Origin of the sequence: Moraxella bovoculi 237 (assembly GCF_000696305.2) — a bacterium.
Taxonomy (GTDB): Bacteria; Pseudomonadota; Gammaproteobacteria; order Pseudomonadales; family Moraxellaceae; genus Moraxella; species Moraxella bovoculi.
Window position 1 is genome coordinate 22013 of the sequence record NZ_AOMT01000035.1, and the last position, 12494, is coordinate 34506.

A 12494-nucleotide genomic window follows, 5' to 3' on the forward strand; every position below is an offset into this window, starting at 1 on the left:
GGTATGGTTGATTAACAATGTCAATGATAAATGGTGTCTATGAGTCGCTCCAAGATATAGAAAATCAACCTAAATCCCCACTGGTTCCACATTTAAAAAATATTTTGTAGGATTGGCAGGGCGTGTTCAACGCACCCCTACACGTCCATATTGCAAAAAATATCTTAATTGAACAATACTACTTTTTGAAAAAACCAAACCAACATCACGCCTTTTTTATCTCCCCCACCTTATTCCCCACCAAAAATGCAACAAGCCCAATCACCAACGCAGGCACAACAGGGTGCAAATCCCATAAGGCGATTTTAAAATAGGCAATGATGACATAGCTCGTCAGACCTGCCACCATAGACCATATCGCCCCTGTGGCATTGGCTTTTTTGTAATACAGCCCAAACACTAGCACCCATAAGAAAGTCGCCTCTAACCCACCAAAGGATAATAAGTTTAGCCAAATGAGCATATCTGGCGGATTTAGCATGGCAACGACCGCCAAAATCATGGTAAAGCCAAGCGTGAGCGTGGTGGAGTAGCGTTTGATTTTGGCTTCGTTGTGGATAGCGTCAGGCTTGATAGATAAATACAAATCCTTAATCAGCGTGCTTGACGACTGTATCAGCATCGAGTCAATGGACGACATAATCGCCGCCATAGGTGCCGCCAAAAATATCCCTGCCATAAAGGGCGGTAGCACCGTCATCATGAGCGTGGGAATGACCTTGTCAGGCACATCAAGCTCAGGCACGACCGCACGAGCCAAGACCCCTGCTAGGTGCATGCCCAAGACCAGCACCGTCATCACTACCGTTCCCACGAGTATCCCACGGTGTAGCGAGCGACTGTCCTTATACGCCATCGCCCGTACCGCCGTATGGGGCAAGCCAATGAGACCAAAACACACCAGCACCCAAAACGACAGCATAAATGTTGCCGACAGCTTATCATCAACGCCTGTGGGGGTCAGTAGGCGTGGGTCAATGGCGTGCAGGGTGGTCATGGCGTTCTCCATACCCCCTGTGGCGACAAGCGTTGCCCCGAGTAGGAGCATCGTGCCGATGAGCATGACAAGCCCCTGCACGGTGTCGGTCAAGACCACCGCACGAAAGCCCCCAATAAAGGTATAAAGCCCAATCACAAGGGCAAACACGCCAATCGACCATTCATAAGGCAGACCCAGTGTCGTTTCAAGCAGACGACCTGCCCCAATAAACTGCACCACCATCATGCCGAAAAACGCCAGTAGCAGCGAGACACACGCAAGCCACACCACGACTTTATTTTGATAACGGGCAAATAGCAGGTCATTGATGGTAATGCTACCTGTTTGGCGGGCGAGCATGGCAAACTTCTTACCAAGCGTGCCAAGCGTGAGCCAGATTGCAGGCACTTGTATCATGGACAGTAGCACCCAGCCCAAGCCAAATTTATACGCCGCCCCAGGCCCGCCGATGAATGAACTTGCCGAGACGTAAGTCGCCACCGTGGTCATCGCAAGTACAAATCCGCCCATGGAGCGTGAGCCAACATAGTATTCATTTAAAAATCCGACCGTTTTGCGTTTTTGATAAGCGTGCCACGCCACCCCAAACACAAAAAACAGATACAGAACAAGGGGGATTAAAATTTGAATATTTAAATTCATGCGTCGTCCCCTTTGTCTGATGTCAAATCAGTGTCCAAATCTACTTCCTGATAAACCGCCTTTAACACCGCCATACTGATTAAAATAAAAATCAGGGGCAAAAAAATACAGCTTAACTCAAACCACAACGGCAAGCCCAAAAGCCCCGTCCCTGCTGGCATAAAATACGCAAAAATCACCCAACCTGCCATGTACAGGAGCGTGAGATACAAAGACCATTTGGCTTCACGGTTGAGTTGATGGCTAAGGCTTGATTGGGTGTGGGTAGGTTTGGGCGAATTGGAGGTGCCAGTCATAGCATTACCTTGTCTCAAAATTGGCATCAAAGGGAAAAATTGCATTAGTTTATCACAAAATTTTACGGCAAAAGTTAAAACTTTACGATAAAATAGCCTGAATTTTAAGATTGAAGATTTTAGCTTTTATTCATTTATTGGACATGAATTAAGGATGTGGTATGAGTTTGCATGACATATTAAGCCATCGTCGTTCCGTGCGCGATTATTTGCCCGTTGCTATTGACGAAGCACTGGTGAAACATTGCCTTGAGCTTGCCACGCTGGCGCCAACGAGCTCGAATATGCAGCTGTACGAATTCTATCATGTAACGGATAAGACGCTATTGGCGAAGCTTGCCAAGGCGTGCCTATCTCAAGGTGCAGCGACCACTGCCGATCAGATGGTGGTATTCGTGATTCGCCCTGATCTGCATCGTGCGCGCGCCAAAGCGGTGTTAAATTTTGAAAAATATAACGTCAAAAACTACAGTCCCGCCCATAAAGTACCTAACCGCACCAAGCGATTCGAGCATTATTATAATCGCCTGATGCCGCTCCTATATAGTCAGACCAAGCTTGTGCCGACCGCACGCCAGATGCTTGCTCGTACGATTGGACAATTTCGTCCGATTCAAGCAGACGTGTCTTTTAATGACATGCGTGTTGTCATGCATAAGAGTTGCGGTCTGGTTGCGCAGACGTTCATGCTTGCCATGAGCGAAAAGGGGCTTGACACCTGCCCGATGGAAGGCTTTGATGGCAGAATGATCAAGGATCTCTTGGATTTGCCCGAAGAATGCGAGATTAACATGGTCGTCTCGTGTGGTATCCGTAGCGAGAAGGGTGTTTGGGGCGAGCGTTTCCGCGTGCCGTTCAATGATGTATATCGCAAGTTATAAGAATTCTTATTGGTTACATAATCCTACATAACTCTTGGAGTTTGGGCTTTTTTGGGTTGGGTTTTTTGTTATAATGAAATGACTAGGCAGGGTAAAAGCCCACTGAGCAAGAGGACAAAAATATGACAACCATCACCGCCAATAAAGACATCTTTAGCGCATTGATCGCCAAGCATGACATCCAGCGCGACCTATGTAAAAGCTTCCAAAAGCACGTCGATGCCAAAGATAGAAACAAGGCCAAAGAAGTGTTCTTAGAATTAGAAGAAGAATTAAAGGCGCACGCGGCCGCCGAAGAGCGTCATCTTTATGTGCCTGTGATGGCATTTGATGAGGGACTTGAGCTGTCTCGCCACGCCATCGCAGAACATCATGAGATGGATGAGCTGATGGCAACTTTGGGTGATGGTCGTACCGGCGATGACAGATTCTTTGAAACGGCGAACGCACTCATCGAAGAGACCATTCACCACCTAAAAGAAGAAGAGAATGAATTCTTTAAAGAAGCCAAAAAGCTGCTCGATGCCGACACTCAAAAACGCTTAGGCACGCTTTATCAAGCTGAACATGATGCCTATGAGGCCAGACACGAAGACTAAGCTGCCAGCAGATAATAAAATACCGCCAATGATGCATTGTGCGGTATTTTATTATCACCATGAAACTGTGATGAGGGAAGCGGTAGCGTTTATTTTTTCTTTTTGCCGCCTTGTACCGCTTTAAAGCGTGGATTGGATTTACAGATGACAAAGGTACGTCCACGACGACGGACGACTTGGCAGTCTTCGTGACGGGTTTTGGCAGATTTTAGGGATGATAGTACTTGCATGGAGAACCTCGCATGGTTATTTGAGTAATTATTTAAATGTTATAATATAACTTTAAATAAATTATACGCCTCCCTATTCCCTTTTGCAAGCAATAATTGAAAATAATTCTTAAAAAGGTTCGCAGCTAAACATCATGCATTAGATTGGATTAACGCTTGGATGATGTCATCTTTGTTTTTTAGGCGTTTGATGGTATGCCAAAGATGTTCAGCTTCAGCATAGCCTTTGGTGAGCATGCCCAGCCATTGTTTGTAGCGTCCGATGAGTCCTGATTGATTGTCCGTATCGTCATGCAGGAATTCGATTTGATGAGTGATCAGCTCATCCCAAGACAGTTGGATGCTCTCATCATGGATGCGCGCGATCAGATCGGGGCGGGTGACCGCGCCGCGCCCGAGCATCAGATGCGGTGTGCTCGCCTGTGCCGTACAGCGACGGGCATCGTCAGCCGTCCAGACTTCGCCATTGGCGATGATGGGCATGCCAAGATTATTAAATGGCGCAATAAGCTCCCAGTAGGCGGGCGGTTTATAGCCTTGGATCTTGGTGCGAGCATGAACTGTTAGCCAGCTTGCCTTGGCGGTGTGCACCGCATCACCAATCTCGCTCATCTTAGAGGTGTCGGTGTAGCCAAGTCGAATCTTGGCACTGACAGGAATGTGCGCAGGTACGGCTTGACGAACAGCGAGAATAATGTCATGAACCGTCTCAGGTTCATCGAGTAATACAGAGCCGCCTTTGTGGTTATTCACAGTCTTGGCAGGGCAGCCAAAATTTAGATCAATCGCATGCACCCCAAGCTCTACGGCTGTGAGTGCGCTCTGACCCATGGTGTCTGGGTTGTTACCAAGCAGCTGCACGTGAATGGGCGTGCCACTGGCGGTCTTGCCATCGGTGTGTAATTCTGGCACGAATTTATAGAATACATGTGCAGGCAGTGGGTGATGTGTCACCCGAATGAATTCGCTCACCGACCAATCATAAGGACGACCCAGATCACTGGCAATCCGCGTAAGAATCCGGCGCATTAGCGGATCGGTCAGGCCCTCCATCGGGGCGAGCAGACGAACAGGATGATTAAAAAAATGGCTAAAATCAGTCATAGAAAAGGTGGTCTTATTTTATTTGTAGATGAGCTTCTTGTCATCGAGGACGATCGATGCCAATAGGTCGCTGATGTGGTGTACATCGAGGATTTCTTTGGCGCGAGTGCAGGCGACATAGAGCAGGCGCAGCTCTTCAGGGGTAATCTTGATGCTTTGGCGATTGATGTCGTATAAGAAGTCATCGCTGATCTGCACGCGATTCCATTCAAGGCCCTTTGCCTTGTGGGCGGTAGAGACGACATAGTCGGCATGGCTTTGGGTGGTGAGGCTCTTGATGGCGCTTGAGATGGTCTGCGTGCCGTGTTCTTCGATGAGCTTTACCCAGGTTTTGAGGTCAGAGCCTTCACCTGTTTCGCTAAATTCCTGCACTTCCCCCCAATGCTTAAAAAAAGCCAATTCGGGCACGCCATAGGCGGATTTTCCTGTTTTTAGGCTCTCGGCAGCATGACAAAATCTTAAAATCCGATCGCTGTCGGCTTGTAGAGCGACTTTATGCCCTGCTTTAAGCCCTGCTAATAGATGACTTATGGCAGTGGCGTTGGTGCGGCACAGTATGGCGTCTTTTTTGCCATGGGCGAGCAATTTGGCGATGCGGCTTGCGGTGTTTGGATTGCCCTTTAATGGGATGGTTTCTTGTAATGCGGTCAAAAAAACATTGGCCACCTTGGCGATCTCATCACCGAAGCGAAACGACTGTGTGAGCAGCGTCTGCGGATAGGGTAGGCGTTTCATGGCGTTCAGTGCGCCGCGCCATTCGTAGATCTGCTGATGTGCATCACCCACGTAAATGGTTTGTTTATCTTGGCGGATGAGCGCGCCCATCATGAGCGGGTCGGCATCTTGGGCTTCATCGAATAAGATGAAGTCAGCAGGAATGATGGGGTTGGATAGCGTCCAGAGTTTTAGGTAGATGTCGTGCCCGATGCCTGACTGATGACGGGGATCGATCGACTGTAACCAGCGCATCTCAAGGGCGGGGTATAGCAGTTCTTGGAGTCTCTCGCTGTCTTTCTCATCCAACCAAGATGGCGGGGTGATGTGCCTTGGTGCAGGGTAAGCGCTCGATGTTTTACAAAAATTGGTGATGCCTTCTGAGACGATGTTGGCAAGCTTGGCAGGGGTGAGCGTGATGGATCTTTTGATGCCATCGACTTTGCGCTCTACTTGTATGGCGGATAGATTTAGCTCATTTGCCAGTCGGCTTGGCGTTAGGCGTGGCAGGCTGATCTTCGCGGTCACATCACGATTGACATGACGATAGGCAAGCGAATGGAAAGTCTGGCAGCGTACGTTTCTTGGGAATTTTCCTTGCGCCTCGCTGGCGATGGCTTTGTTGAATGCCAAATACAGACCACGCCCTTGTATGTGCTCGCTGATGAGCTTGAGCGTGGTGGTTTTGCCCGCGCCAGCATAGGCGACGATCTTGAAGGATTGACCTGTCATCGCCATGTTCAGGGCGTTGATTTGCTCATCGGTGGGCGCAGGTGTGGGTATCTGATTCATGGGCAAATTTAGCAATAAAAACAGCCAAGTATAACACAATTAACATTGCTTTGTTCGCAAGATGGTGTTTAGTCGGTGATGGGATTATCAGTGCTTTCTTCTTTGATGAGAAGTCTTGCCATGAATAATCCTGCCTCGAAAAGCAGGCACATTGGGATGGCAAGCATCAGCATGCTGGCACCATCAGGCGGGGTAACGATGGCGGCGATGAAGAAGCAGCCCACGATGATATAGCGGCGTTTATCAGCCAGTGACTGAGGGGTGACGATGCGCATCAAGACCAGCAGTAGCGTTGCCACAGGAATCTCAAACATTACGCCAAACACCGCAAACAACTTAATGACAAAATCAAGATAGCTTTGGATGTCGGTCATCGGCAGGACGTTGTCGGGTGCGAACATCACGAAGAATTTTAGCGCTGGGACAAGCACCACGAAGTAAGCAAAAGCCACCCCGACATAAAACAGCACAATCGCAGATAGCAGTAGCGGCAGAGCGGCACGCTTCTCGTGCTTATAGAGTGCAGGCGAGACAAAGCCCCAAATCTGAGCAATGATGAACGGCACGGTGATGAACAGCGCCACAAAGAAGGTCAGCTTAATCGGCGCCAAAAACCCCGATGCGACATCGGTTGCGATGAGGCTGGCTTCACTGGGCAATAGCGCAACCAGAGGGTTTGAAATCAGATCGTACAGCTCACGACTAAACCCCACCAAAGCCAAAAACACCACAATCACCGCCGCAAAAATACGGATGAATCGCGTCCGCAGTTCAGCAAAGTGTGCCATCAATGGCATGTCGGCGTCATTATCTAATCGATGGCTCATGATGTCGTCGTATAAAGTAAGGGATCTGCCTTATAATTAGGCATGAAGGGCGCTTGGGGAAGGCGGCGCTTTTTATCATAATCGCCCAGCAGGAACCAATGATTCACCATGGGTAGGTTAAATGCAGTCTCCAGCGCGGCCGCTTGATGAAAGTCTTGATTGCTGGTGTCTTTTGAAGGGTTGATATCTTGATGCTCGCCATCATCGGCGTTGTCCTGCCAAGCATCTAAGATGTGTTGTTTATTTGCTTTGGCAACTTGTTCGGTCTTATTGAGGCTTTGTTGGAGCTCTGCCATTTGCGCTTTCATCTTGGCTTCGGATTCGCGAATTTTGGCAAGTTCGCCTTTGAGCTCTTCTTGAACTTCCAACAGCTGCAATTCGCTGACGAACTCACTTTGTAGGCGCGTCGATAAGCGGCGAAATTTGCCGTACCATTTGCCAAGCGTGCGCGCTGCCACGGGTAATTTCTCAGGCCCAAGCACAATCAGCGCAATCACGCCAAACAGCGTTAACTCAAAAAAACCAAGATTCAGCACGAAGCGATCCGAACTTATTAAGCGTCAGTTTTTTCAGCTTGTTCGGCTTTTTTGACTTCCTTGACATCAGCGATGATGGGTTTGTTTTCACCGTCAGACAGTTTAGGCTTGTCTTCGTCTTTGACCGCATCTTTGAAGCCTTTGACGGCAGAGCCTAGGTCTTTGCCTGCGTTTTTAAGTTTGGATGTGCCAAAAATAACCACAACCACAACCAATAAAATCAGCCAATGCGTTAATGAAAATCCGCCCATAATTACCCTTTTTATTTAACCATTAGATTGTAAATATTCTAGCACAGATTAGTTTGTGCGTAAATTTTTCTCATCGATACCCGACAGCCCAAAGCGTCTGCCAAGCTCAGCCAGCACGTCATCGCTCGATAGCCCCAACTGATGCAAGGCGACCAAGCTGTGAAACCACACATCCGCTACTTCATAGACGACGTCAGCACAAGCTTCATTGTCATCTTTGGCAAGTGAACGAACAAGCTGTAGCTCTTTGGCAGCGATGATTGCTTCGGTGGATTCTTCACCGACCTTCTCTAGGATTTTATTTAGACCCTTGTGATACAGGCTGGCGACATAAGAGCTGTCTTTGTCAGCGCTCTTGCGCTCATGCAGAATCTTATCAAGCTCGGCCAAGACTGTCTGTGCAGACGTGCCTTGCGCCTTAATGGCAGGACAATTGACGGTGTCATGCGTGCCATAAATCTCATCAGGATTTTTGATTACCTCGTCAACAGCCAGCCATTCACCGCGTTCGACATCAAGCTTTTGATAAAAGCAGCTTTCACGCCCAGTGTGGCAAGCGATGCCGCCAATCTGAGTGATGATGAGCGTGATGACATCAGCGTCGCAGTCGGTGCGAATCTCGTGCACGATCTGAGTGTGCCCACTGGTTTCGCCTTTGTGCCATAGCTTGCCACGGCTGCGACTATAGTACACGCCTTTACCTGTCTTGGCGGTGATCTCGAGCGCCTCACGGTTTTGCCACGCCATCATTAAGATTCGCCCCGTGCCTTTGTCTTGGGCGATGGCAGGGATGAGCCCGTTTTCGTCGAATTTTAAAGTGTCTAGCCAGTGCATCATGATAATTGTCTTTTGTTACTAAATGATGAAATAAACCTAAAAATCAGTCCTTAGCGCACGCTAAAGCCATTGGGCTGTAGAATAATGGTCAGCGCGCCAAGCACGACCAATGCTGCGCCCACCATGTCCCATGAGCTAAGCGTAACTTTATCCACAAAATGCAGCCAAACCAATGCAGTGCAGACATAAATACCGCCATAAGCTACAAATCCGTCCTGAGGCGGCAGGGTGTAACGTCAATAGATACACAAATACCGCCAAGCTCCGCGCGGTCGGTAGCCACAGTCACGCGGATTTTTGTTCATTTATAATCAGATATGGCAAATAGCAGCCGACAATCTTTGCACTGCCGTCACGGCAAATAAGATAAGTGTATAGAGTAGCTGCTGAATATTCATGGGTGCGCCATCGCTGAATGGCTTTATTGTAGCGCGGTTGGGGGTGCAAGTAAAGGTATTTAATGGCTTGCATGGCGCAAAAGATTTTGGTATAATACGCGTCCCACCTTCAGCCTATCCTAACGGAGTGTGGCGAAAAGGTTCGTCAAGTCGCAAGACTTATGATTAATAAAGAGGTCATTATGAAACTTAAAACCAAACGTGGTGCCGCCAAGCGTTTCAAAAAAACAGCAAACGGCTTTAAGCGTAAACAAGCGTTCAAACGCCACATCCTAACCAAAAAATCTCCAAAGCGTATCCGTCAATTGCGTGGTTGCGTAATGGTTCATGCATCAGACGTTGCTTCTGTACGTCGTATGTGCCCATACATCTAATCAATTTTTGGATATTTTAGGAGAATAAAATGGCTCGTGTAAAACGTGGTGTACAAGCAAATCGCCGTCATAAAAAAGTTCTAGCTCGTGCAAAAGGCTACTATGGTGCACGTTCTCGTGTGTATCGTGTTGCCGTACAAGCGGTAATGAAAGCTGGTCAATATGCATACCGTGACCGCCGCAACAAGAAGCGTTCATTCCGTCGTCTATGGATTGCTCGTATCAACGCTGGTGCGCGTCTAAACGGTCTGTCTTACAGCCGTCTAATCAATGGTTTGAAAAAGTCAAACATCGATATCGACCGCCGTATCCTAGCTGACATCGCCATGCATGATGCAGGTGCATTCACAGCAATCTGTGAAAAGGCAAAAGCTGCATTGGCATAATTTAGTTTTTACTAAATAACCAAATCCAAAACCGCAATGCGTTTCGTATTGCGGTTTTTTATGATGTGAATAATCTTGACGAATGGCTCATAAAATAACCCACCTTGACGAGGCGGGTTATTTTATCAGGAAGTGCTATGTTAGAAATCGTAACGCAGACCCATCTCTAAACCAAATCCATCTTTTTCTGAGCGAATTAAGTCATTATGAACGACATTATTATCCGTTCTTTCTTTATAAGAATGAGAAACTTGGTCAAGATATGACAGCGAGCCAAAGGTGCGCAGACGAACACCGCCATCACGCTTCAACCATTTGATAAGACCAACACTGGCTTTGGTTAGCTCACCATCTTTGAAGCCTTGATAGTTATTTGCATGACCTACTTGTGCATATACATCAGTCATCTTATCCAAGGAGTATAGTCCGCTTACAAGTGCACCAAGCTCTTTGTTGCCACTGTTGTAGTCGGTTTGTTGAGCGATGACGCCAACGGTTAGTTTTTCATTTGGCTTGTAGCTGACCATACCACGCAACGCACTAAACTCTCCAGCATGAGTATAGGATATTCCTGCGTCATATTTTGTATCTTCATGCAAAATATGACCTGCAATCATATCACGCTCTTGTTTTTTTGTTACACCATCATGAAAGGTGGTAAATTTGCCACCATGATTGTTATCAGAATTTTCATCCATGGCGTAATGCAGTTTGATTTGTGTTTTTCCATTGTTGAATTTTGGGGAAATGTATTGAATGGTGTTATTCGTGCGTTGACCACCGTAGCTAAATGGTAATCCGTTGCCAGAAGCATACAGATAGCTTTGATCGACATAATCAATATCATCATCTGGGGTAAAGATTCGACCCACGCGTACAGTACCGTAGTCATCATGCTTAAACCCTAGGTAAGTGTTACGAGCAGAGAAGTTTTTACCCTCGCCGTCATTGTCCAAGAAAATCGAATATTCCAACCGATACTCTAAATCGATGTCTTTTGTCAACTTTTCTTCACCAGTCAGACGAACACGAGATCCAGCAGAATTTAAAGAAAGGCGGTCGGATTTGGTATTCGAAATGGTCTGTGTGACGGTGTTATGCTCTTTGTTATCAATATTATCGTACAACGCAGACAGATAGAGACGACCAGAGATTTGGGGAGCTGCAAAAGTTTCTGCGGTAAGTGTTGCGATGGCAAGTGTGGCGGTTGCTTTGATGGCGGTATTTAAAAATGAGCGTTTCATAACAGATTCCTTAGAAGGCTGATGTTCCATGTATCATCAAGGTCTTTATCTTATCAAGACATAATGATGCGACAGCTAATATTTGCAATCCTGCAATAAATTGCTAAGACTGCAACGAAAATATACATAAAAACTAAATGCATAGCAATAGTTATTTCGAGAAATTTACAATTTTTGTGAAAAATTTTGATATTTTTCTTGAAACTTTAACAACTCTGCGTGCAAGCCTGATTAAGATTGCGATTTTTCCAATAGAATTGCTAATAATCTGAATCGCTTATTTACATTTGAAAATGAATTATTTACAATAAGTCCTTTATATTCCTAAGAAAATTAATGAAAGTTGCTCTTTTATGACTACAATACCCACCTTAAATCAGCCATTGGCATCGCTAAGCGAGCAGGATTTTTTGGCATTCACTGATGCGGCAAGCGCACTTATCAATAACGCCCAGAGCGAAAGCGAGCTTCAAGAACTAAAAGTAACCCTTCAAGGTAAAAAAAGCGACATCACTACACTATCTAAGCAGATGGGCAGCCTAGATACAGATGGCAAAAAAACCTACGGCGCATATCTGCACGAGCTCCGTACGCGTCTGACGGCCGCATTTGATGCACGTGGGACAGCACTGGCAGAGCAGGCACTTAATGCCAAGCTTGCCAGTGAACAGGTGGATATCAGCTTGCCCGCTCGTGGTGTGGCATCAGGTGGCCTGCATCCAATCACGCACGTCACCGAGCGCATGAAGCAATTCTTCACACAGGCGGGCTTTAGTGTGGCGACAGGACCTGAGGTTGAGAGCGACTATTATAACTTTGAGGCGCTGAACATCCCTGATTATCATCCTGCGCGCGCCATGCATGATACTTTTTATTTTGATGCGCATTATCTACTGCGCACGCACACCAGTGGGGTGCAGATTCGCACCATGGAGAAGAGCGAGCCGCCGCTACGCATCATCTGTCCGGGTCGCGTATATCGCTGTGACAGTGACCAGACGCATTCGCCAATGTTCCATCAGATGGAAGGGTTGATGATTTCAAAGTCATCGAACTTCGCTGAGTTAAAAGGCGTGATTCATGAATTTTTGAACGCTTTCTTTGGTAAGGAGATGACCGTTCGTTTCCGTCCTAGTTTCTTCCCATTTACTGAGCCATCTGCCGAAGTGGATATTTTGTCTGATAATGGCAAATGGCTAGAAGTGCTGGGCTGTGGCATGGTACACCCACAAGTTCTGCGTAACTGTGGCATCGATCCTGATGAATATACAGGCTTTGCGTTTGGGCTTGGCATTGAGCGTTTCGCGATGTTGTACTATGGCGTGAACGATCTGCGTCTGTTCTTCCAAAATGACTTGAGATTTTTAAAGCAGTTTGCTTGAT

General features: G+C 47.0%; 15 protein-coding genes and 1 pseudogene. 5 read left to right on the plus strand and 11 right to left on the minus strand.

Annotated elements, in window-relative coordinates; genetic code table 11:
• Positions 1 to 205: 205 nt before the first annotated feature.
• Together panF and MBO_RS08610 are read right to left on the minus strand one after the other, a co-directional pair.
• Positions 206 to 1642 carry a sodium/pantothenate symporter gene (panF, locus tag MBO_RS08605; RefSeq protein ID WP_036366767.1) on the minus strand — a complete coding sequence of 479 codons (1437 nt, stop codon included), beginning with the start codon at positions 1640 to 1642 and terminating at the stop codon, positions 206 to 208.
• Entirely contained in the window at positions 1639 to 1938 is a 300-nt protein-coding gene (locus tag MBO_RS08610; protein WP_052585412.1) for a YhdT family protein, read from the minus strand. The genes panF and MBO_RS08610 overlap by 4 nt, the downstream gene beginning before the upstream one ends.
• Positions 1939 to 2099: 161 nt before the next feature.
• Here MBO_RS08610 and MBO_RS08615 point away from each other — a divergent pair, with 161 nt between their 5' ends.
• Positions 2100 to 2819: a nitroreductase family protein gene (locus MBO_RS08615; protein ID WP_036366769.1), complete on the plus strand. Its 720-nt coding sequence runs from the start codon at positions 2100 to 2102 to the stop codon at positions 2817 to 2819.
• Between the two features lie 122 nt (positions 2820 to 2941).
• Positions 2942 to 3418, plus strand: coding sequence for a hemerythrin domain-containing protein (locus MBO_RS08620; protein WP_036366771.1), 477 nt, complete (start codon positions 2942 to 2944; stop codon positions 3416 to 3418).
• 89 nt (positions 3419 to 3507) lie between these two features.
• Here MBO_RS08620 and ykgO read toward each other — a convergent pair whose 3' ends face one another.
• The 8 genes and pseudogenes from ykgO to MBO_RS08660 all read right to left on the minus strand — a co-directional run bounded on the left by ykgO (position 3508) and on the right by MBO_RS08660 (position 9107).
• Entirely contained in the window at positions 3508 to 3648 is a 141-nt protein-coding gene (gene ykgO, locus MBO_RS08625) for a type B 50S ribosomal protein L36 (RefSeq protein ID WP_036366773.1), read from the minus strand.
• 132 nt (positions 3649 to 3780) lie between these two features.
• On the minus strand, positions 3781 to 4752 hold the full coding sequence (locus MBO_RS08630; protein WP_036366775.1) for a tRNA dihydrouridine synthase: 972 nt from the start codon (positions 4750 to 4752) through the stop codon (positions 3781 to 3783).
• 18 nt (positions 4753 to 4770) lie between these two features.
• The gene (locus MBO_RS08635; protein ID WP_036366805.1) at positions 4771 to 6258 is read right to left on the minus strand and encodes a UvrD-helicase domain-containing protein; all 1488 of its coding nucleotides are present in this window, start codon (positions 6256 to 6258) and stop codon (positions 4771 to 4773) included.
• Positions 6259 to 6326: 68 nt separating this feature from the next.
• A complete protein-coding gene (gene tatC, locus MBO_RS08640) occupies positions 6327 to 7085 on the minus strand; it encodes a twin-arginine translocase subunit TatC (RefSeq protein ID WP_036366777.1) in 759 nt (252 codons plus the stop codon).
• Positions 7082 to 7621: a Sec-independent protein translocase protein TatB gene (gene tatB, locus MBO_RS08645; protein WP_036366779.1), complete on the minus strand. Its 540-nt coding sequence runs from the start codon at positions 7619 to 7621 to the stop codon at positions 7082 to 7084. Before tatB ends, tatC begins: the two co-directional genes overlap by 4 nt.
• Positions 7622 to 7638: 17 nt before the next feature.
• Positions 7639 to 7872: a Sec-independent protein translocase subunit TatA gene (tatA, locus tag MBO_RS08650; protein ID WP_036366781.1), complete on the minus strand. Its 234-nt coding sequence runs from the start codon at positions 7870 to 7872 to the stop codon at positions 7639 to 7641.
• Positions 7873 to 7920: 48 nt separating this feature from the next.
• Complete coding sequence (gene hisIE, locus MBO_RS08655) at positions 7921 to 8706, minus strand: bifunctional phosphoribosyl-AMP cyclohydrolase/phosphoribosyl-ATP diphosphatase HisIE (RefSeq protein ID WP_036366806.1); 786 nt, start codon at positions 8704 to 8706, stop codon at positions 7921 to 7923.
• A 53-nt stretch (positions 8707 to 8759) separates the two neighbouring features.
• Positions 8760 to 9107, minus strand: a pseudogene (locus MBO_RS08660) (YnfA family protein).
• Between the two features lie 179 nt (positions 9108 to 9286).
• Between MBO_RS08660 and rpmI the strand changes: the two are divergent.
• Positions 9287 to 9481, plus strand: a complete 195-nt coding sequence (rpmI, locus tag MBO_RS08665) for a 50S ribosomal protein L35 (protein WP_036366807.1) — start codon at positions 9287 to 9289, stop codon at positions 9479 to 9481.
• A gap of 29 nt (positions 9482 to 9510) precedes the next feature.
• Positions 9511 to 9867: a 50S ribosomal protein L20 gene (gene rplT, locus MBO_RS08670; RefSeq protein WP_036366783.1), complete on the plus strand. Its 357-nt coding sequence runs from the start codon at positions 9511 to 9513 to the stop codon at positions 9865 to 9867.
• Positions 9868 to 10007: 140 nt separating this feature from the next.
• On the opposite strand, the gene MBO_RS08675 is transcribed toward rplT, so the two are convergent.
• On the minus strand, positions 10008 to 11111 hold the full coding sequence (locus MBO_RS08675) for a porin (RefSeq protein WP_036366784.1): 1104 nt from the start codon (positions 11109 to 11111) through the stop codon (positions 10008 to 10010).
• 353 nt (positions 11112 to 11464) lie between these two features.
• Here MBO_RS08675 and pheS point away from each other — a divergent pair, with 353 nt between their 5' ends.
• Positions 11465 to 12493, plus strand: a complete 1029-nt coding sequence (pheS, locus tag MBO_RS08680; RefSeq protein ID WP_036366786.1) for a phenylalanine--tRNA ligase subunit alpha — start codon at positions 11465 to 11467, stop codon at positions 12491 to 12493.
• Position 12494: the final 1 nt, after the last annotated feature.

Bases quoted from the DNA above. Each gene is read 5' to 3' on its own strand.
- panF (WP_036366767.1), bottom strand. From the start codon at position 1,642: ATGAATTTAAATATTCAAATTTTAATCCCCCTTGTTCTGTATCTGTTT.
- MBO_RS08610 (WP_052585412.1), bottom strand. From the start codon at position 1,938: ATGACTGGCACCTCCAATTCGCCCAAACCTACCCACACCCAATCAAGC.
- MBO_RS08615 (WP_036366769.1), top strand. From the start codon at position 2,100: ATGAGTTTGCATGACATATTAAGCCATCGTCGTTCCGTGCGCGATTAT.
- MBO_RS08620 (WP_036366771.1), top strand. From the start codon at position 2,942: ATGACAACCATCACCGCCAATAAAGACATCTTTAGCGCATTGATCGCC.
- ykgO (WP_036366773.1), bottom strand. From the start codon at position 3,648: ATGCAAGTACTATCATCCCTAAAATCTGCCAAAACCCGTCACGAAGAC.
- MBO_RS08630 (WP_036366775.1), bottom strand. From the start codon at position 4,752: ATGACTGATTTTAGCCATTTTTTTAATCATCCTGTTCGTCTGCTCGCC.
- MBO_RS08635 (WP_036366805.1), bottom strand. From the start codon at position 6,258: ATGAATCAGATACCCACACCTGCGCCCACCGATGAGCAAATCAACGCC.
- tatC (WP_036366777.1), bottom strand. From the start codon at position 7,085: ATGAGCCATCGATTAGATAATGACGCCGACATGCCATTGATGGCACAC.
- tatA (WP_036366781.1), bottom strand. From the start codon at position 7,872: ATGGGCGGATTTTCATTAACGCATTGGCTGATTTTATTGGTTGTGGTT.
- hisIE (WP_036366806.1), bottom strand. From the start codon at position 8,706: ATGCACTGGCTAGACACTTTAAAATTCGACGAAAACGGGCTCATCCCT.
- rplT (WP_036366783.1), top strand. From the start codon at position 9,511: ATGGCTCGTGTAAAACGTGGTGTACAAGCAAATCGCCGTCATAAAAAA.
- MBO_RS08675 (WP_036366784.1), bottom strand. From the start codon at position 11,111: ATGAAACGCTCATTTTTAAATACCGCCATCAAAGCAACCGCCACACTT.
- pheS (WP_036366786.1), top strand. From the start codon at position 11,465: ATGACTACAATACCCACCTTAAATCAGCCATTGGCATCGCTAAGCGAG.